Below are 18701 nucleotides of genomic sequence, written 5' to 3'. Positions count from 1 at the left end.
GCTTGCGGCTGTGCTGAAGGCATGACGCAGATCGGTGTTCTGGTCGGCAACCCGCGGCCCGCCTCGCGCACGTTGCAGTCGGCGCTCACCCTTCGCGAGGCGCTCGCCTCGACGCTCGGCGTGCCCGTGGACGGGCCGGTGGTGGACGCGGCGACCATCGCCGCGGACGTGTTCACCAACCCGGACACCGTCAAGGCCGCGCTGGCCGCCCTCGGCGAGGCTGAGGTGCTCGTCGTGGCCACGCCGACGTACAAGGCCGCGTACACCGGTCTGCTGAAGGCGGTGCTGGACCAGGCACCACCGGGCTGGCTGAGCGGCAAGGTCGTGGTGCCGCTGCAGATCGCGGCCTCCGACAAGCACGCGCTGGCCGTCGAGGTGCACCTGCGCCCGGTGCTGACCGAGCTCGGTGCGCTGGTGCCGCAGGCGTTGTTCCTGAACGAGTCCGCGCTTCCCGCGCGCCCCACCGACTTCGCGCTGGCCACCGACGTGCTGAAGGCGCTGGTCCGGTGAAGGACGAGCTGCGCACCGCGTTGCGCCACCACGCGCAGGCCGTGACGATCGTGACGGCCCAGGGACCGGCCGGCCCGGTCGGCACGACGGTCAGCTCGTTCACCTCGGTGTCGTTCGACCCGCCGCTCGTCGTGGTGTGGATCGGCGAGGGCGCGTCGGTGTGGCCGGTGCTGCGGACGGCACCGCTGTTCGCCGTGCACCTGCTGGACACCGCGCAGGCCGGGCTCGCGGACCTGTTCGCCACCAGGGGCGTCGACCGGTTCGGCGCCGGCACGCACTGGGAGCCCGACGCCGACGGCGTGCCGCACCTGCTGGACGCGCCGGTGCGGCTGCGCTGCCGGACGGAGCGGCGGATCGCGGTCGGGGACCACGTGGCACTGGTCGGGGAACCGCTGGACATCACGCACTCCGACATCACCGCGCCCCTGGTGCGGCACCAGGGGCGCTACACCTCAGTCGCTTAACGTCTCCAGGATCGCCCGTGCCATCACGTCGTTCTGCCGGAACGCCGGCGCGTTCGTGTGCGGCCGGGAGAACGCCGCGAACGCCTTGCCGGTCGTGTACGGGCCGACGGCGAACCGGGACGGGTCCTCCTCGCCGCGTTCGTTGATCAGCCTGCCCTCGGCGGAGACGCGCACCTGGCCCGCGGTGTCCTCGGAGATGTCACCGACCGCGCGCAACGACCTCAGCACCGGGTCGGCGGTGCGCGACAGGACGTGCGTGGGAAGGCGGGCCTCGATGAGACCGCCGGCGCGCACCACTTCCGGCGTGGTGGCGCTGCCGGCCAGGAACGCGCCGTCCACCGCCTCGACCCACATGTCCGCGCCGATGAAGCGCACGATCCCCGCGCGCGACAGGGCCAGCAGCTCCTCCAGGCGGTCCGGTGGCGGGCCGGAGGCCAGGTAGCTGAAGTACCCGTGCCACCAGTCGTCCGCCTCGCGCAGCGGCACCTCCACGAGCTGGCCGTAGGCGGAGAGCAGGGCGAGGAACGCGCCCAGGTCGGCGCTGTGCCGGGGATCCGAGCGCCGGGCGACGTCGGCGGTCACGTACGAGCGCAGGTGCTCCTGGAACTCCTCGGCGGTCTCGAACGTGCGGCCGGCGAGCGGGCGGTCCAGCAGCTCGAAGTCGATGCGGTCGGCGGGATCGGGAACCGCACGCACCTCCAGCTCGCGCATTTCCGCGCTGTACCAGGGCAACGCGGCGAACGCGGTGGAGAACTCCGCGAACGGCACCCGCACGCGGCCGGGGTGACCGGTGAACAGCTCGTGGTAGAAGCCCCAGGCGACCTCCTTCGCGATCGACGGCCACACGTCGGCGCGGAAGTCCCAGCGGTGGCCGCGGAAGGCGTCCGCGGTGAAGAAGCGCGGCAGCACCGGCCGTTCGCCCTGCAGCCGGTAACCGGTCTTCGAGTGGTACGGCACACCGCGCCGCGACCCCACGAACATCCTCGGTTCCAGACCTGATGGCACATAACGCAAATCGGCCCCGGAGCGGACGAACCGGCCGCCGCGGCCCTCGGCCAGCAGCACCATCAGGTCGATGAACGCCAGCCCGAAACCGCGCAGGACCACGTCTCCGGTCACCGCGGACAGGTCGGCGTCGGCCGAGTACAGCGGCGGCACGTAGACCAGGCCGTGCGCCGCGGCGTGGTCGGCGAGCTTGCGGTGCTCCGGTTCCGGCTCGGCGTCCAGGTGGCCCAGTGCCAGCACCAGCACGTCGGCGACCAGGGAGGTGCCGTCGTCCAGGTGCACCCAGTTGCCGACCGCCCTCACCGCCCGCGCCCGGTGCTCCCGCACGGTGATGTTCGGCGGCAGCGAAGCCACGACGTGGGAGAAGAACCACTCCAGGTAGCGGCTCTGCACCTGCCGCGACGGGAACGAGGCCGGGTCGACGTCGCACCACTGCGCGAGCGACGGGCCGGGCCGCACCGGACCGAGACCGGTGAAGCTGTCGTCGGTGAACACCGTGACGTCCTCGGCCATGGAGTTCATGCGCAGCAACGGTGACTGCGCGTGCCGCCAGACCCGGCCCGCTCCGGCGGGGAACGGGTCGACGACGTGCACGACGAGGTCCAGCGCCGGTTGCTGGGCGGCGATGCGTTCGAGCAGGCCGGCGGCACGAGGGCCGCCGCCGATGACGACGAGTGAGCGCATGCGCGTCTTTCCGTTGGAGGGCAACGAGAAACGAGCCGCGCCCCTCAACGCGAACACCTCCACGGTACCCCGCGTGTGCAAGCAAATCCCGCTCTGTGGACACCGTTGCCGACCACCGCCGCACGGTGCTGCACTCGAAGGGCGTCTCCCTCAACGCGTGCTCGGAAAACCACTACCAGCTCTGGGGAATCGGCCATGCCAGTTGAGTTTCTCGGGATCGCCGCCACGAACAACGGGTCGGAGACGACACCGCGCGACGGCCTCGCGTTCGACAAGGACTACACGATCAGGCTCGCCAGGGCGCACGAGGACCACGGCTGGGACCGGGTGCTGTTCGCATACGGCTCGGGAGCACCGGAACCGGCGTCGGCGGCGGCCTACCTCGCGAGCAAGCTCGACAAGCTGCAGATCCTGCTGGCCCACCGGCCGAACGTGTCGTACCCGACGTTCGCCGCCAAGACGTTCGCCACGCTCGACCAGATCAGCGACGGCCGGATCACCGTGCACTTCATCACCGGCGGCACCGACCACGAGCAGCAGCGCGAGGGCGACTACCTCACCAAGGACGAGCGCTACGGCCGCACCCGCGAGTACATCCAGATCGTCAAGAAGGCCTGGACCAGCCGCGAGGCGTTCGACCACGAGGGTGAGCACTACCGGTTCGCCGACTTCGTGAGCGATGTGTTCCCGGTGCAGCAGCCGCGCCCGGACGTGTCGTTCGGCGGCTCCTCCCCCGCCGCGTACGCCGCCGGCGGGGCCGAAGCGGACATCTTCTGCCTGTGGGGCGAGCCGCTGGCCGAGACCGCGCAGCAGATCGAGTCGGTCAAGCAGGCCGCGAAGGACGCCGGGCGCACCGACGTGCCGAGGATCCAGGTCGCGTTCCGGCCGATCATCGCGCCGACCGAGGAGCTGGCGTGGGAGAAGGCGCACCGCACGGTCGAGCGGATCGAGGCCCGCAAGGCCGGCGGGCCGCTCAGCCGCAGGCATTCGCTGACGAACCCGGAGAACACCGGGTCGCAGCGGCTGCTGGCGGTGGCGGAGCGCGGTGAGCGGTTCGACCGTGCACTGTGGACGCCCACCGCGAAGGCCACCGGTGGCGCCGGCAACTCGAACGCGCTGGTGGGCACGCCGGAGACGGTGGCGCAGGCGTTGCTCGACTACTACGACCTGGGCGTGGACATCCTGTCGGCGCGCGGGTACGACCTGCTCGGCGACGCGATCGACTTCGGCCGGTACGTCATCCCGCTGGTGCGCGAGGAGGTCGCGAAGCGGGATCGGGCCAAGGCCGCATGACCACCCTCGAAGTGCGCCGCGTCCGGCAGTGGGACCCGGACGCGGCGCCGTTGGTCGCCGGCCTCACGCACGAGTACACGACCCGGTACGGAGCGTCTGGCGCGCAGGAGATGAAACGGCCCGCGGAGGTGTTCGAGCCGCCACACGGGCAGTTCCTCCTGCTGTTCGAGGCCGGTGAGGCGGTCGCGGGCGGCGCGTTCATGCGCCATGACGACGAGACCGCCGAGCTCAAGCGGATCTGGACGCACGATCTGCACCGCAGGCGCGGGCTCGCGCGCCGGGTGCTCGTGGAGCTCGAGGAGGAGGCGCTGGCGTTCGGGTACCGCCGGATCTACCTCACGACCGGGCCGCGCCAGCCGGAGGCGAAGGGGCTCTACCTGGCCACCGGTTACACACCGTTGTTCGACGTTGCCGCAGACCCCTCGACAGTGACGCACCTGGCGTTCGAAAAGCAGCTCTCTGCTGATTCCACTAGTTCGATCGAGTGAATTCGGGGGACTCGGACCGAAACTCCCGGTTCGGTTGGACAGGCTCCAAGTGATCAGTAAGCTTGAGCGTTGGACCCACACCCGGTGGTGGTACCGAGCGGAGCAGTCACCCGTTCGACCGAATCTGGCGGAAGTGGGTTGCGAGGCGTATCGATTGGCGTCCGACGATCGATCAGCAGATCACACCGGTCCCCACGAATGGCCACCTGAGCGCAATGAACATGGTCGACAGCCGGGAGTTCGCCGTGCGCTGGGCGGCGGCGATCTCCAACACCCTCCTCGCGAACCTCACGCGCGAGAAGCTCGAGCAACTGCTCGGCGGCTACGTCGAGCGGTTGCTCACCGGTGACGTCGACGACGCCCGCAGGGTCGGGCGGTCCATGGTGGCGAACGACTTCATCTCCTCGGCCACGCTGGAGGTGACGCTCGCGCACCTGGGCGAGCACACCCCGATCACGCCGGCCCAGCTCGGCGCGCTCGCCTCGGGGTATGCGGACGGTCTGCGCAACCGCACGCTCGACCAGCAGGAGCTCAGCCGCACGGCCGCGATGAACGCGACGCGCAGGGCGGAGAACGCGGTGCGGGCGAGCGAGGCGAAGTTCCGGGCCATCTTCCAGAGCTCCGCGTTCCCGATCGTGGTGGTGAACCTCGACGGGTCCGTTGTGGACGTGAACGAGGCCGCCGAGACCATGCTCTCCTACCAGCGCGACGAGCTGCTCGGGATGACCGCCCGCGACCTGGCGCACCCGGACGACCGCGCCGCGCTGCGCGAGATCGGCCAGCGGCTGGTCCACTCCGAGCTCGACCACGTCCGGGTCGAGAAGCGGATGATCCGCAGCGACGGCGAGACGATCCAGACGCACATGGCGATCTCGCTGGTGCGCGAGGACGACGAGTCACCGCCGTACTTCGTCACGATGATCGAGAACATGAACGAGATGCGGGCGTTGCAGACGCAGCTCGTCCGGCAGAGCCTCAACGACATGCAGACCGGCCTGCCGAACCGGGCGCAGTTCCTCGGCTGGCTGGAGGGCGCGGTCGGCACCAAGGGCCCGGAGACGCTCGCGCTCGTGCAGGTCGACGTCGACGGGTTCCGCGGTGTCAACGACGCGTTCGGCCACGAGGTCGGCAACCGGGTGCTGATGCAGGTCGCCGGGCACCTGCGGGCGGTGTTCGAGGGCGTCGGCAAGGTCGCGCGGATCGGCGAGGACGAGTTCGGCGTGCTGATCAAGGACCCGCGCGACGTGGCGGGCGTGGTCGCGCTGGTCGAGGAGTTCGCGCGGCGGCTGGAGGAACCGACCTGGATCGGCGCGAACGGCGTGGGCGTCACCTGCAGCGCCGGTGTCGTGGCCGGGGCGGCGCGCGGTGGTGACGCGGCGGACCTGCTGCGGGCGGCGGACGTGACGGTCGGCTGGGCCAAGCGTGACGGCAAGGCGCAGTGGGCGTTGTACGACCGGGAACGCGACCGGCGCGACAAGGAGAGCTACGCGCTGGCCGCGTCGATCCCCGGCGCGCTGGAGGAGGGCCAGTTCCGGGTCGACTACCTGCCGCTGCGGTCGCTGGTGGACGGACGCGTCCTCGCGCTGGAGGCGAAGATCGTCTGGGACCACCCGGTGCACGGAGTGCTGTGCCCCGACACGTTCGTGGAACAGAGCTCCGGCAACGGCATGATCGTGCGGCTGGTGCACTGGGCGCTGGAGGAGGCCTGCGGGCACGCCGCGCGCTGGTGCGCGGAGCTGGGTGAGAAGGCGCCGGTGCTGACGGTCGACCTGCCGCTGCGGCTGTGCCAGGAACCGGAGCTCGTGGCCGTGGTGGCGCGGGTGCTGGAGCAGACCGGCCTGCCCGCGTCGCACCTGCGGTTCGAGCTGGCCGAGCGCGTGCCCTCGTTGCTGACCGACGAGCGGCTGGAGGAGCTGACGATCCTGGCCGAACGCGGCACCGGGCTGGTGCTCGACCAGGTGAACGGCGGCAACGTCGGCGTCGACCGGCTGCGGCTGCTCCCGTTGAGCGGGGTGAAGTTCACCGGTTCCGTGGTGCACGGCCTGGCCGAGGGCGCGAACCGGGTGGAGGAGAGCGCCTCGGTGACGTTGCTGCGGTGGGCGTCGATCCTGCGCGTGCCGCTCTACGCCGACGGGGTGCGCACGCAGGTCGAGGCGGACCGGCTGGCGGAGCTGGGCGTGACCGGCGGGCAGGGCCCGCACTTCGGCTCGGTGCTGACCGCGGCCGAGGTCACCGACCTGCTTCTCACGTAATTCTTATCAGCGTTTGCACGGCTTCCCGCACAGCTTGCTCACATGAACGCGGCTCATCGTTGAGCCATGACCGAGCAGAGCTTCCCCGCGATGAGCGGGACACTGGTTCAGCCGCAGCCAGCCGTTGCGCCGGCGCCGAAGTTCTGGCGCCGCACGGCCCCGATGCTCACCGCCGCGGCACTCGTCGCCGGCCTGTTCGGAGGCGTCACCGGAGCGGTGATCGCCTCACCGGACGGCCGGCAGGCCTCGACCTCCGTCGTGGCGCAGACGGTCGCCAACCAGTCCACAACGGACTGGACCTCCGTCGCCTCGAAGGTCCTGCCCTCCGTGGTCCAGGTCAACGTCGGCAACGGCCTCGGCTCCGGCGTGGTCCTCTCCGCCGACGGCAAGATCCTGACCAACAACCACGTCGTCGCCTCCGCCGGCGGCTCGGTGACCGTGACCCTGAACGACGGCCGCGAGGTGCCCGCCACCGTCGTCTCGACCGACCCGTCCTCCGACCTCGCCGTGCTGCAGGCCTCCGGCGTGTCCGGCCTGACCCCGATCACCTGGGCGAACTCGGACGACGTCAAGATCGGCGACGGCGTCATGGCCATCGGCTCGCCGTCGGGCCTGCAGGGCACCGTGACCACCGGCATCGTGTCCGCCCTGGACCGCAAGGTGACCGTGCCCGGCGAGTCCCGCCGCGCGGCTTCCGTGTCGTACCAGGCGATCCAGACCGACGCGTCGATCAACCCCGGCAACTCGGGTGGCGCGCTGGTGAACGCGGCCGGTGAGCTGGTCGGGATCAACTCGGCGATCTACTCGCCGGCGTCGAGCAGCGGGGAGGCCGGGAGTGTCGGGATCGGGTTCGCGATCCCGTCGAACACGGCGAAGACGATCGTGGACCAGCTGAGCTAGTAACCTGTCGGGGGGGGTGGGGCCGCGGCATCGTGCCGCGGCCCTCCTGTCGTGCCGAGGGCGGAGACTCCGCCGAAGATCAGGACAGCCAGTCGGGGCGCAACGGCATGTGCGACGCCGTTCCGTCCAGCCTCACCCCGAGCACCTGGTGCAGCTGGATGTTGTTCCGGTCGAACCCCAGCCGCGACGCCGCCAGGTACAGCCGCCACACCCGTGCCCGTGCCTCGCCCACCTCGTCCACGGCCTCGTCCCAGTGCTCGTCGAGGTTGCGGCCCCAGGCGGCGAGCGTCAGGGCGTAGTGCTCGCGCAGGTTCTCCTCGTGGCGCACCTCGAAGCCGGTGTCGTGCATGAGCGACACGAGGTGGCCGGGGCCGACCAGCTCGCCGTCCGGGAACACGTACCGGTTGATGAACGGGCCCGACAGCGCGCGTTGTTTGTTGTCCGGTCGGGTGATGCAGTGGTTGAGCAGCCGGCCGCCGGGCTTGAGCTTGCGGTACAGCGCAGCGAAGTACGCCGGCAGCTTCGCCTTGCCGATGTGCTCGGTCAGGCCGATGGACGACACGGCGTCGAACCCGGTCTCGCGCACGTCGCGGTAGTCGAGGTGGCGCACCTCGGCGAGGTCGGACAGGCCCGCCTCGACGATCGCCTTCTGCGCCCACTCGGCCTGGTTGCGCGACAACGTCACGCCGATCGCGCGCACGCCGTACTCGCGGGCCGCGTGCATGACCATGCCGCCCCAGCCGCAGCCGACGTCGAGCAGTCTCATGCCCGGCTTGAGACCCAGCTTGCGGGCCACCAGGTCGTGCTTGGCGAACTGGGCCTGTTCCAAAGTGGACTCGGTGGCCGGGTAGACGGCGCAGGTGTAGGCCATCGACGGGCCGAGGATCCACTCGTAGAACTGGTTCGAGACGTCGTAGTGGTGGGCGATGGCCTGCTGGTCGCGTGCCTTGGAGTGGCGCAGGCCGTGCAGGCGGGTCTCCTGCGGCGGCGGGGTCACGCGGTGGTTCAGCCGGATGCGGCCGAGCAGGCGCAGCAGCTCGACGCGTTGCAGCCACGGGACCTCCCGCAGCGAGAGCTCGGAGAGCTGGGAGAGACCCGCGTGCACGTCGCCGAGGATCTCCAGGTGACCGGTGACGTAGGCACGGGCCAGACCGAGCTCACCGGGGGCGGAAGCCAGGTACGACAGGGCTTCCGGGGTTTTCACGTCGATGGACACCGGGGCGGACGCCGGACCGGCGGTGCTGCCGTCGTAGGCCTGGAAGCGGACGTCGTTGCCGCCGGTGATGCGCTGAAAGAGAGAGGCCAACCGCATTCATCGTCCCCTGACACACTTGGCGTACAGATCAGGCAGGCGGTTCGTCTGGTCGTACCGTGCCTTCACGGACCGGTAGTGCGAACCGTTGTAGTGCCGCCAGAACTCGTCCTCCTCGTAGTAGGAGTCGGAGTACAGCGACTTGTGGCCGCCCAGCCGCGCCACCTCGCGCTCGATGAGCCGGTTGCGGTCACCCATCCGTTCTCCCGGCCGCACCGGGACCTCCGACCAGAACCCGACGTTGACGTACAGCACGTCCGGGTCCATCGGGTACAGCGGCCAGCCCGTGGTGTCGCGCAGGCGGACCGGGCACAGCCACACCGGCGAGATGCCGATCTCGCGGTCGAAGAAGTCGAGGAACGCGGGCAGCGTCGACACCGGGATCTCGACGTCCTGGATCACCGGCTCCACGTCCGTGCGCGGCCTCAGCCGCCGGTGCTTGGCCACCAGCTTGCGGTACACGTCCGAACGCAGGTACCGCTTCGGCCACAGCCTCCGCACCACCGGGTTCTGCGCGCCGAACGCCCGTGAGCACCAGAACCAGTCGGTGTCCCACCGCCACAGGTAGTCGTGGACCGTCAGGTGGTCCGTGCGCCGCTTCTGGATGGAGCGGTAGTAGATCTGGTCGCCGGTGTAGTCGGACGTGTAGGGCGCGATGTCGACGAAGTGCCCCAGCGTCAGGTACATCTCGCCGCGGGAGAACACCGTGCCGTCGACGAAGTCGGCCGACCCGTCCTCGCAGACCTCCTCGATGACCGCCGCGCACTCCTCGAACGACCCGAACGGCACGTGCCGCAACCGCACGTACTGCCGCACCGGTTCGAGCTCGATCTCCAGCCGCAACGCGTACCCGAGCGTGCCGTAGGAGTTCGGGAACGCCCGGAACAGGTCGTCGTCCGGTTTCGCGACCACGACCTCGCCGTCACCGGTGAGGATCTCCAGCTCGCGCACGGACTCGTGCGGCAACCCGTTGCGGAAGGACGTGGACTCGATCCCGAGCCCCGCCACCGCCCCGCCGATCGTGATGGTCTTGAGCTGCGGCACCACCAGCGGCATGAGCCCGTGCGGCAGCGTCGCCGCGACGAGGTCCTCGTAGGTGGTCATGCCCTGCACCTGCGCGGTGCGTCCGGCCGGGTCCACCGACAGCACCCGGTCGAACCTCCCCACGTCCAGCCCGCCGGACTGCTCCGCGCGGAACCGGAAGAGGTTCGACGTCTTCTTCGCGAGCCGCACCGGCGCACCTTCGCGCATCGCGGCGTACTGCGCGGTCAACGCAGCCACGGCCGAGCTGTGCCCATGGTCACTCACGAGAGGGACGTTATTCCTCGTCAGCGCCGTTGGCACGTCCAAACGTCCTAATGGGCCACCGAGCTTCCGCCAAAAGTCGCCGTTGGGGGATCATCCGGACATGACTGACGCACGAGACACGGCGGTGGCCGCCCTGATCGCACTGGCTCACAGCCCGCGGTGGCGGGACCGGGCGGACGCGGGCCACGGGCTGGCGTGCTTCGCGGACGTGCCGGCGGCGCGGGAGGTGCTGCTGGGACTGGTGCTCGACGCGGAGGACACCGCGGTCACGGACGTCACGGCCAAGGCGTTGCTCCGCCGGGGCGACGCGACGGGCCTCGCGGTGGTCTGCGCCGCCACCGCCGGTGCCGAGGGCGAGCAGCACGACCACCTGTACGCCGCGCTGTGGGACGTGCTCGGGGTGTTCGAGCGCGACCGTGACGCCGCGCTCGCGACCTGCCGTGCCCTCGCGGACGACCCAGCCCAGGACGACCGCGTGCGCTCGGGAGCCGCGGCGGTCGGCGCGGACCTGGCGGCGTTCCAGCCGGTGCTGCGCGCGGGGCTGCCCAAAGTTACCGCCGAGTAGTAACGTGCGGGACATGGCTACGCACGAGGTGACCAACCAGGTTCCGCCACTTGCCGGTCACGACGTGGCCGACGATCCCGCCCTGCTGAGCTGGGTCGACGACGCCGAGCTGCACGAGCTCGGCCGGCTCGCGGGAAGCGCCGGGTGGCAGGAGCGCGGTCGCCTCGCGAACGCCCACCCGCCCGTGCTGCACACCCACGACCGGTACGGCCACCGGGTCGACGAGGTCGAGTTCCACCCCGCCTGGCACGAGCTGATGGGCGTCGCCGTCACCCACGGCCTGCACGCGTACGTGGACGGCAACCACCTCGAACGCGCGGCCCGCTTCTACGTGTGGTCGCAGGTCGAGGCCGGCCACGGCTGCCCGGTCTCGATGACGTACGCGGCCGTGCCCGCCCTGCGCACGACACCCGAGCTGGCCGCGAGCTACGAACCGCTGCTCACCGCCCGCGAGTACGACTTCGGGCTCAAGGCACCGCTCACCAAGCGCGGCCTGATCGCCGGCATGTCGATGACCGAGAAGCAGGGCGGGTCGGACGTGCGCGCCAACACCACGGTCGCCAAGCCGGTCGACGACGGGTACGTGCTCACCGGGCACAAGTGGTTCACGTCGGCGCCGATGTCGGACGTGTTCCTGACGCTCGCGCAGGCGCCGGGCGGGCTGACGTGCTTCCTGGTGCCGCGGGTGCTGCCGGACGGCACGCGCAACCGGTTCTTCCTGCAGCGGCTCAAGGACAAGCTGGGCAACAAGTCCAACGCGTCCGCCGAGGTCGAGTACGACGAGGCGTTCGCGGTGCGGGTCGGTGACGAGGGCCGGGGCGTGCGGACGATCATCGAGATGGTCAACATGACCCGCCTCGACTGCGTGCTCGGATCAGCCGCGGGCATGCGGGCGGGACTGCGGCAGGCGGCGCACCACGCGGCACACCGCAAGGCGTTCGGGCAGTACCTGATCGACCAGCCGGCGATGCGCAACGTGCTGGCGGACCTGGCGGTCGAGTCGGAAGCGGCGACCACGGCGGCGATGTGGCTCGCGGAGCACCGGCCGCGGCTCGGGCTCGCGGTGACCAAGTACTGGGTGTGCAAGCGCGGGCCGGTGCACGCCGCCGAGGCGCTGGAGTGCCTGGGCGGCAACGGTTACATCGAGGACAGCGGGATGCCGCGGCTGTTCCGCGAGTCGCCGCTGATGTCGATCTGGGAGGGCTCCGGCAACGTCGCCGCGCTCGACGTGCTGCGCGCGATGGCGAAGGAACCAGAGTCGGTGCAGGAGTTCCTGAGCGTCGTGAGCGGGGCCGACCCGCGCATCGACAAGGTGCTGAACGAACTGGGCGGCGTGCTGTCCGATGTGGACCAGTCGCAGGCACGGCGGATCGTCGAGCGGATGGCGCTGGTCCTGCAGGGTGCCCTGCTGGTCGAGCACGGACACCCTGCAGTCGCGGACGCGTTCATCAGCTCCCGGCTCGGCGGTGACTGGGGCGTCGCTTTTGGCACGCTGCCCAGGAACACCGACTTCGCCTCGATCGTCGAGCGGGCGGTGCCGAAGCTCTAGAGCCCCAGCTCGCGGGCGATCAGCATCTTCTGCACCTCGGAGGTGCCCTCGCCGATCTCCAGGATCTTGGCGTCGCGGTAGAACCGGCCCACCGGGTACTCGTTCATGAACCCGTACCCGCCGAAGATCTGCGTGGCGTCGCGGGCGTTGTCCATCGCCGCCTCCGACGACACGAGCTTCGCGATGGCCGCCTGCTTCTTGAACGGCTCACCGCGCAGCATCCGCGACGCCGCCTCGTAGTAGGCGAGGCGGGCGGTGTGCACGCGCGCTTCCATCTCTGCGATCTTGAACTGGATCGCCTGGTACGTCCCGATCTTCGCGCCGAAGGTCTCGCGCTCGTGGGCGTAGCGCACAGACTCGTCGACACAGCCTTGCGCCAGCCCCACCGACAGCGCGGCGATGGCGACACGGCCCTCGTCCAGCGTCTGCAGGAACTGGGCGAAGCCGCGGCCGCGGGTGCCGAGCAGGTTCGCGGCGGGCACCCGGCAGTCGGCGAACGACAGCTCGCGGGTGTCCGAGGCGCACCAGCCGACCTTCGAGTACTTCTTCGACACCGTGAAGCCCGGCGTGCCGGACGGGACGATGATCGACGAGATCTCCTTGCGGCCGTCGGGCAGCGTGCCCGTGACCGCGGCGACCGTCACCAGGCCGGTGATGTCCGTGCCGGAGTTCGTGATGAACGCCTTGGTGCCGTTGATGACCCACTCGTCGCCGTCGAGGCGCGCGGTGGTCGCGAGGGCACCCGCGTCCGAGCCGGAGCCGGGCTCGGTGAGACCGAACGCGCCGAGCTTCTCGCCCGAGGTGAGCGACGGCAGCCACTCCGCCTTCTGCTCGTCGGTGCCGAAGCGGTAGATCGGCATGGCGCCCAGCGACGTGGCCGCCTCGACCGTGATCGCGACGGACGAGTCGACCCGCGCGAGCTCCTCCAGCGTGAGGCACAGGGCGAAGTAGTCGCCGCCCATGCCGCCGTGCTCCTCCGGGAACGGCAGACCGAGCAGGCCCATCTGCCCCATCTTCGCCACGATCGGGTACGGGAACTCGCCGCGCTCGTAGTACTCGCCGATGACCGGGGCCACCTCGTCGCGCGCGAACTCCTCGACGGTCTTGCGCAGGTCCTCGTACTCGCTCGGGAGCCTGAAGTCCAACATGGGTGTCACTCCTCGTGAGAGACGACGGTGGCCAGCACCTGGTCGAGTGCGACCTGCTGACCTGCTTGCACGTTCACCTCAGCGAGCACGCCGTCGACCGGTGCGGTCACGGTGTGCTCCATCTTCATGGCCTCGACCACGAACAACGCTTGACCGGCGGTCACGTCCTCGCCCTGCCGCGCGCGGACCACCAGCACGGTGCCCGGCATCGGCGACTTGACCGGGCCGCCGGAGGCCGCCGCGCCGCCGGACGCGCCGACCAGGAACTCGGCCTCGGTCAACGCCCAGGACGCGCCGTCGTGGCCCAGCCACAGCACGTCGCCGTCGCGGGCGATCGCGTACCGGCGCGACCCGACGAGCAGGTCACCGCCCTCCCGGCGAGCCCGCGCACGGACCGGTTCTCCCGCACCCACAACGACTTCGTCACCGCGCACGCGCACGTCGACGTCGTTGATCCGCCACGTCGTCCACGCGTGCTCGCCGACCCGCCACCCGGACAGCTGGTCCCACGGGTCGTCGCCACGCGGTTCCAGCGACCGCTCCAGGCCGGCCGCCACGTAGACGTCGTCCGGGATCTCCGCCGACGTCAACGCGTCCAGCTTGCGTTCGACCAGACCGGTGTCCAGCGCGCCGGACCGCACGTCCCCGTCACGCAACAACGCCCGCAGGAACGGGATGTTCGTCGTGACGCCGAGCAGCACCATCTGCCCGAGCGCGTGGTCCAGGCGCCGCAGCGCTTCTTCGCGCGTGCGGCCGTGCGCGATCACCTTGGCGAGCATCGGGTCGTAGTCCGAACCGACGACAAGTCCCTCGTACAGCCCGGAATCAACCCGCACCGACGTGGGTTCGCTCAGCGCCAGCACCCGGCCACCGGTCGGCAGGAAGCCGCGTGCCGGGTCCTCCGCGTAGACGCGCGCCTCGACCGAATGACCGGTCAGCGTGACGTCGACGTCCAGCACCTCGCCGGAGGCCACCCGGAGCTGCCACTCGACCAGGTCGACGCCCGTGACCTCCTCGGTCACCGGGTGCTCGACCTGCAGCCGGGTGTTCATCTCCATGAAGAAGTAGTCGCCGGTCGCACCGTCCACGATGAACTCGACGGTGCCCGCGCCGACGTAACCGCACGACTTCGCCGCGTCGACCGCCGCAGAGCCCATTGCCTCGCGCATCTCGGGCGTGAGGAACGGTGACGGCGCCTCCTCGATGATCTTCTGGTGCCGCCGCTGCAGGCTGCACTCGCGCTCACCGAGGTGGATCACGTTGCCGTGGGTGTCCGCGAGCACCTGGATCTCGATGTGCCGCGGGTTCGTGACGAACCGCTCGATCAGCAGCGTGTCGTCACCGAACGACCCGCGCGCCTCCCGCCGGGCCGACTCGATCGCCTCGCGCAGCGCGGACTCCTCGTGCACGAGCCGCATGCCCTTGCCGCCACCACCGGCGGAAGGCTTGAGCAGCACCGGAAAGCCGATCTCCAACGCCGCGTCGACGATCTCGTCGTCGGACATGTTCTCGCGAGTGCGCCCCGGCACCACGGGAACACCCGCCGCCGACACCGTGAGCTTCGCGCGGATCTTGTCACCCATCGCGTCGATCGCGGAGGCGGGCGGGCCGACGAAAACGACACCGGCAGCCTCGCAGGCCGCCGCGAACGCCGTGTTCTCGGCGAGGAAGCCGTAGCCGGGGTGGATCGCCTGCGCGCCGGTGGACACGGCGGCTTGGACGATCTTCTCGATGGACAGGTAGCTCTCACGGGCCGCCGCGGGCCCGATCCGCACGGCCTCGTCGGCCAGCCGGACGTGCAACGCGTCGGCGTCCGCGTCGGAGTACACGGCGACGGAACGGATCCCGAGCGCCTTGAGCGCGCGGATCACCCTGACCGCGATCTCCCCGCGGTTCGCCACCAGAACGCTGTCGAACATGATCACATCCGGAAGACGCCGTAGGAAACATCGTCGATGGGGGCGTTCGCCGCGCTGGACAACGCCAGCCCGAGCACCGTGCGGGTGTCCCGCGGGTCGATGACACCGTCGTCCCACAGCCGCGCGGTCGAGTAGTACGGGTTGCCCTGGTCCTCGTACTGCTGGCGGATCGGCGCCTTGAACGCCTCCTCGTCCTCCGCCGGCCACTCGTCACCGAGCTGGTCGCGCCGGACCGTCGCCAGCACCGAGGCCGCCTGCTCGCCGCCCATCACGGAGATCCGCGCGTTCGGCCACATCCACAGGAACCGCGGCGAGTACGCCCGGCCGCACATCGAGTAGTTGCCGGCACCGAACGAGCCGCCGATGATCACGGTGAACTTCGGGACCCGCGCACACGCCACCGCGGTCACCATCTTGGCGCCGTGCTTGGCGATGCCACCGGCCTCGTACTCGCGGCCGACCATGAACCCGGTGATGTTCTGCAGGAACACCAGCGGGATGGACCGCTTGTCGCACAGCTGGATGAAGTGCGCGCCCTTGACGGCGGACTCGCCGAACAGGATGCCGTTGTTCGCGACGATGCCGACCGGGTGGCCGTGGATCCGCGCGAACCCGGTGACCAGGGTGGCGCCGTACTCCTTCTTGAACTCCTGGAACTTCGACCCGTCCACGATCCGCGCGATCACCTCGCGCACGTCGTAGGGCGTCCGGGAGTCGGTCGGCACCACCCCGTAGAGGTCGTCGGGGTTGACCGCCGGTGCTTCGGTTTTCGTGACGTCCCACGGACGCTGCGCGCGCGGCCCGAGCGTGGAGATGATCGAGCGGACCATCCGCAGCGCGTGCGCGTCGTTCTCGGCCAGGTGGTCGGTGACGCCGGACGTGCGCGAGTGCAGGTCGCCGCCGCCGAGGTCCTCCGCGCTGACGACCTCACCGGTCGCCGCCTTCACCAGCGGCGGGCCACCGAGGAAGATCGTGCCCTGGTTGCGGACGATGATCGCCTCGTCGGACATGGCCGGCACGTACGCGCCACCGGCGGTGCACGAGCCCAGGACCGCGGCGATCTGCGGGATCCCGCGAGCGGACATCGTGGCCTGGTTGTAGAAGATCCGGCCGAAGTGCTCGCGGTCGGGGAACACGTCGTCCTGCTTCGGCAGGAACGCGCCGCCGGAGTCGACCAGGTAGACGCACGGCAGGTTGTTCTGCAGCGCGACTTCCTGCGCGCGCAGGTGCTTCTTGACCGTGATCGGGTAGTAGGTGCCGCCCTTGACGGTGGCGTCGTTCGCGACGATCACGCACTCCCGGCCGGACACCCTGCCGACACCGGTGATGATCCCCGCGGCCGGTGCCTCGTCGCCGTACATGCCGTTCGCGGCCAGCGGCGACAGCTCCAGGAACGGCGACCCGGGGTCGACCAGCGTGTCCACCCGCTCGCGCGGCAGCAGCTTGCCGCGGTCGACGTGGCGCTGACGTGCCTTCTCGGGACCGCCTCGCGCGGCGGTGGCGAGCTTGCTCCGCAGCTCGTCGACGAGCGCGGTGTGCTCCTTGGCGTAGCGGTCCGACGGCTCGGCGGCGCTGCGCAGGACAGGTGCGTCCATGCTCCCCAGACCTCAGGTTAGCGGGCGTTAACAAGGCCATGTTAACGCCCGCTCACCTGGCGGTCCACCAGTGCCGGTCGAGAGGCTCCAGACCGCAGGTCAAGGCCGACTTACGGCACTCCCACGCACCGGAATGGAACTAGCCGATGACTGACCGCAGAGCGGGCAGGTAGCCGCTCTGGTGACCCGCCCGGTTCGGGTGGTACGACTCCTCGACCGGCCAGCTCAAGCTGTTCAGCCACCAGCTCGACGAGCAGATCTCATGCCCGGTGAACGCCCCGCGCACGTCGATGTAGGAGAACCCGGCCGCCGCCGCACGTGCGCTGATCGTGGCGTGCAGCGCGTCGGAACCCGAGTTGATCGCGGACCGCTTGGTGTCGCTCAGGCCGACGTTGCACGAGCCGGGCACCTTGTACATGCGCGGGTAGCCGAGCACGACGACGCGCGCGGAGGGAGACTTCGAGCGGATGGTGCCGTAGACGTTGGTGAGCAGGCCGGGAAGCGTGTTCGCGGCGTAGGTCTTCGCCTGGTTCACCCGGTTGACGCAGTCGTTGTCCGTGCCGAACGTGCAGGTCGTGATGACGTCGGTGAAGCCGGCGTCGTTGCCGCCGACCTGGACGGTGACCAGGTTGGTGGCCGAGGTGACCGCCGCCGCCTGGGCGATGACGTCACCTGTGCGCGCGCCGGAGCAGGCCACCGAGCGGAACGTCGCCGGCGCTGTCGCGGCCGCCCACAGGGCGGGGTAGGCGAGCGGGCCGCGCTTGCAGCTGCCACTCGTGCCGTCGTAGGTGCCGGTGCCGAGGCCGGAGGCGTACGAGTCGCCGAGGGCCACGTAGTTGACGGCGGCTGCGCCGGCGGGGTTGGCGAGTGCGATGACTGCCGCGGCGGCGGTGACCACCGAGGCGATGAGGTGAGCAGGACGCATCGAAGACTCCCGAAGGGGCCGCAGGGGTTGATGCCTTGCGCGGCAATCGTTACCCACGAGTAAGACCCGTGTGAAGCATTGGTCAATAGTCAACGATTGGACCTTGCAGTTGCGAAAATTTCACCCATCAGACGTAAAAGTGAACGACTGCTAACCTTCCCGCGTGGCCGAGAAACCCTCACGTCGGGACCAGATCCTCACCGCCGCCGCGGAACTGTTCGCGCGGCACGGCTTCCACGGCGTGGGCATCGACGACATCGGCGCGGCCGTCGGCATCTCCGGGCCCGCGCTGTACCGGCACTTCCGCAGCAAGGACGCGATGCTCGGCGAGATGCTGACGTCGATCTCGGAACGCCTGCTCGACGGCGGCCAGTCGCGGGTGGACGCCGCAGCCAACGCCGACGAGGCGTTGCGGGAACTGGTGGGCTGGCACGTCGACTTCGCGCTGGACGACCCGGCGCTGATCACCGTGCAGATGCGCAACCTCGCCAACCTCACCGACCCGGACCGCCGGCGGGTGCGCGCTTTACAACGCCGCTACGTCGAGGTGTGGGTCGAGACGATCCGGCGCACCGTGCCGGAGTTCGACGAGCCGACCGCACGGGCCGCGGCACACGCCGTGTTCGGCCTCATCAACTCGACCCCGCACAGCGCGCACCTCGACCGGGACCAGATGGCGGCCCTGCTGTCCCGCATGGCACTCGCCTCCCTCACCCCGGCCGCCGTCCCCTCCTGACTCCTCACCGACAGTCACAACCCCTCCGGTCTTCTGCGCACGCGGGGC

At 70.3% G+C, this 18701-nt stretch carries 16 protein-coding genes; 9 read left to right on the top strand and 7 right to left on the bottom strand.

Features of this window, described 5'->3' with window-relative positions; all coding sequences use genetic code 11:
• Positions 1-21 precede the first annotated feature (21 nt).
• Both BBK82_RS19930 and BBK82_RS19925 read left to right on the top strand, forming a co-directional pair.
• The gene (locus tag BBK82_RS19930; RefSeq protein WP_065916346.1) at positions 22-510 is read left to right on the top strand and encodes an NADPH-dependent FMN reductase; all 489 of its coding nucleotides are present in this window, start codon (positions 22-24) and stop codon (positions 508-510) included.
• Positions 507-974 carry a flavin reductase family protein gene (locus tag BBK82_RS19925; RefSeq protein ID WP_065916345.1) on the top strand — a complete coding sequence of 156 codons (468 nt, stop codon included), beginning with the start codon at positions 507-509 and terminating at the stop codon, positions 972-974. Before BBK82_RS19930 ends, BBK82_RS19925 begins: the two co-directional genes overlap by 4 nt.
• On the opposite strand, the gene BBK82_RS19920 is transcribed toward BBK82_RS19925, so the two are convergent.
• Complete coding sequence (locus BBK82_RS19920) at positions 963-2663, bottom strand: FAD/NAD(P)-binding protein (protein ID WP_065921205.1); 1701 nt, start codon at positions 2661-2663, stop codon at positions 963-965. The genes BBK82_RS19925 and BBK82_RS19920 overlap by 12 nt on opposite strands.
• 195 nt (positions 2664-2858) lie before the next feature.
• Here BBK82_RS19920 and BBK82_RS19915 point away from each other — a divergent pair, with 195 nt between their 5' ends.
• From BBK82_RS19915 to BBK82_RS19900, 4 genes are all read left to right on the top strand, one after another.
• Positions 2859-3956, top strand: coding sequence for an LLM class flavin-dependent oxidoreductase (locus tag BBK82_RS19915; RefSeq protein ID WP_065916344.1), 1098 nt, complete (start codon positions 2859-2861; stop codon positions 3954-3956).
• Complete coding sequence (locus BBK82_RS19910; protein WP_065916343.1) at positions 3953-4444, top strand: GNAT family N-acetyltransferase; 492 nt, start codon at positions 3953-3955, stop codon at positions 4442-4444. Before BBK82_RS19915 ends, BBK82_RS19910 begins: the two co-directional genes overlap by 4 nt.
• A 221-nt stretch (positions 4445-4665) precedes the next feature.
• Positions 4666-6696 carry an EAL domain-containing protein gene (locus BBK82_RS19905; protein WP_218920638.1) on the top strand — a complete coding sequence of 677 codons (2031 nt, stop codon included), beginning with the start codon at positions 4666-4668 and terminating at the stop codon, positions 6694-6696.
• A 66-nt stretch (positions 6697-6762) separates the two neighbouring features.
• Positions 6763-7596 carry a S1C family serine protease gene (locus tag BBK82_RS19900; RefSeq protein ID WP_065916341.1) on the top strand — a complete coding sequence of 278 codons (834 nt, stop codon included), beginning with the start codon at positions 6763-6765 and terminating at the stop codon, positions 7594-7596.
• Between the two features lie 79 nt (positions 7597-7675).
• On the opposite strand, the gene BBK82_RS19895 is transcribed toward BBK82_RS19900, so the two are convergent.
• Together BBK82_RS19895 and BBK82_RS19890 are read right to left on the bottom strand one after the other, a co-directional pair.
• A complete protein-coding gene (locus tag BBK82_RS19895) occupies positions 7676-8908 on the bottom strand; it encodes an SAM-dependent methyltransferase (RefSeq protein WP_065916340.1) in 1233 nt (410 codons plus the stop codon).
• Entirely contained in the window at positions 8909-10159 is a 1251-nt protein-coding gene (locus BBK82_RS19890) for an FAD-binding oxidoreductase (protein ID WP_083268837.1), read from the bottom strand.
• Positions 10160-10316: 157 nt separating this feature from the next.
• On the opposite strand from BBK82_RS19890, the gene BBK82_RS19885 reads away from it, so the two are divergent.
• Both BBK82_RS19885 and BBK82_RS19880 read left to right on the top strand, forming a co-directional pair.
• On the top strand, positions 10317-10781 hold the full coding sequence (locus tag BBK82_RS19885; RefSeq protein ID WP_071812636.1) for a hypothetical protein: 465 nt from the start codon (positions 10317-10319) through the stop codon (positions 10779-10781).
• Between the two features lie 13 nt (positions 10782-10794).
• On the top strand, positions 10795-12330 hold the full coding sequence (locus BBK82_RS19880) for an acyl-CoA dehydrogenase family protein (protein WP_065916338.1): 1536 nt from the start codon (positions 10795-10797) through the stop codon (positions 12328-12330).
• Here BBK82_RS19880 and BBK82_RS19875 read toward each other — a convergent pair.
• The 4 genes from BBK82_RS19875 to BBK82_RS19860 all read right to left on the bottom strand — a co-directional run bounded on the left by BBK82_RS19875 (position 12327) and on the right by BBK82_RS19860 (position 17917).
• Positions 12327-13478 (bottom strand): acyl-CoA dehydrogenase family protein, encoded by a 1152-nt coding sequence (locus tag BBK82_RS19875; RefSeq protein ID WP_065916337.1) that lies wholly within the window; start codon positions 13476-13478, stop codon positions 12327-12329. The genes BBK82_RS19880 and BBK82_RS19875 overlap by 4 nt on opposite strands.
• Before the next feature lie 5 nt (positions 13479-13483).
• Entirely contained in the window at positions 13484-15397 is a 1914-nt protein-coding gene (locus BBK82_RS19870) for an acetyl/propionyl/methylcrotonyl-CoA carboxylase subunit alpha (protein ID WP_065921203.1), read from the bottom strand.
• 2 nt (positions 15398-15399) lie between these two features.
• A complete protein-coding gene (locus BBK82_RS19865; RefSeq protein WP_065916336.1) occupies positions 15400-16992 on the bottom strand; it encodes a carboxyl transferase domain-containing protein in 1593 nt (530 codons plus the stop codon).
• 139 nt (positions 16993-17131) lie between these two features.
• On the bottom strand, positions 17132-17917 hold the full coding sequence (locus BBK82_RS19860; RefSeq protein WP_065916335.1) for an SGNH/GDSL hydrolase family protein: 786 nt from the start codon (positions 17915-17917) through the stop codon (positions 17132-17134).
• Between the two features lie 163 nt (positions 17918-18080).
• Between BBK82_RS19860 and BBK82_RS19855 the strand changes: the two genes are divergently transcribed.
• Positions 18081-18653 carry an SACE_7040 family transcriptional regulator gene (locus tag BBK82_RS19855; protein ID WP_065916334.1) on the top strand — a complete coding sequence of 191 codons (573 nt, stop codon included), beginning with the start codon at positions 18081-18083 and terminating at the stop codon, positions 18651-18653.
• Positions 18654-18701 lie beyond the last annotated feature (48 nt).

It is taken from the genome of Lentzea guizhouensis, assembly GCF_001701025.1.
Lineage (GTDB): Bacteria > Actinomycetota > Actinomycetes > Mycobacteriales > Pseudonocardiaceae > Lentzea > Lentzea guizhouensis.
This window is presented reverse-complemented; position numbering and strand designations above follow the sequence as displayed.

What these genes read in the sequence shown, in the direction of transcription:
- BBK82_RS19930 (WP_065916346.1), top strand. Translation starts at nt 22, where the DNA reads ATGACGCAGATCGGTGTTCTGGTCGGCAACCCGCGGCCCGCCTCGCGC.
- BBK82_RS19920 (WP_065921205.1), bottom strand. Translation starts at nt 2,663, where the DNA reads ATGCGCTCACTCGTCGTCATCGGCGGCGGCCCTCGTGCCGCCGGCCTG.
- BBK82_RS19915 (WP_065916344.1), top strand. Translation starts at nt 2,859, where the DNA reads ATGCCAGTTGAGTTTCTCGGGATCGCCGCCACGAACAACGGGTCGGAG.
- BBK82_RS19910 (WP_065916343.1), top strand. Translation starts at nt 3,953, where the DNA reads ATGACCACCCTCGAAGTGCGCCGCGTCCGGCAGTGGGACCCGGACGCG.
- BBK82_RS19905 (WP_218920638.1), top strand. Translation starts at nt 4,666, where the DNA reads ATGGTCGACAGCCGGGAGTTCGCCGTGCGCTGGGCGGCGGCGATCTCC.
- BBK82_RS19900 (WP_065916341.1), top strand. Translation starts at nt 6,763, where the DNA reads ATGACCGAGCAGAGCTTCCCCGCGATGAGCGGGACACTGGTTCAGCCG.
- BBK82_RS19895 (WP_065916340.1), bottom strand. Translation starts at nt 8,908, where the DNA reads ATGCGGTTGGCCTCTCTCTTTCAGCGCATCACCGGCGGCAACGACGTC.
- BBK82_RS19890 (WP_083268837.1), bottom strand. Translation starts at nt 10,159, where the DNA reads ATGCGCGAAGGTGCGCCGGTGCGGCTCGCGAAGAAGACGTCGAACCTC.
- BBK82_RS19885 (WP_071812636.1), top strand. Translation starts at nt 10,317, where the DNA reads ATGACTGACGCACGAGACACGGCGGTGGCCGCCCTGATCGCACTGGCT.
- BBK82_RS19880 (WP_065916338.1), top strand. Translation starts at nt 10,795, where the DNA reads ATGGCTACGCACGAGGTGACCAACCAGGTTCCGCCACTTGCCGGTCAC.
- BBK82_RS19875 (WP_065916337.1), bottom strand. Translation starts at nt 13,478, where the DNA reads ATGTTGGACTTCAGGCTCCCGAGCGAGTACGAGGACCTGCGCAAGACC.
- BBK82_RS19870 (WP_065921203.1), bottom strand. Translation starts at nt 15,397, where the DNA reads ATGTTCGACAGCGTTCTGGTGGCGAACCGCGGGGAGATCGCGGTCAGG.
- BBK82_RS19865 (WP_065916336.1), bottom strand. Translation starts at nt 16,992, where the DNA reads ATGGACGCACCTGTCCTGCGCAGCGCCGCCGAGCCGTCGGACCGCTAC.
- BBK82_RS19860 (WP_065916335.1), bottom strand. Translation starts at nt 17,917, where the DNA reads ATGCGTCCTGCTCACCTCATCGCCTCGGTGGTCACCGCCGCCGCGGCA.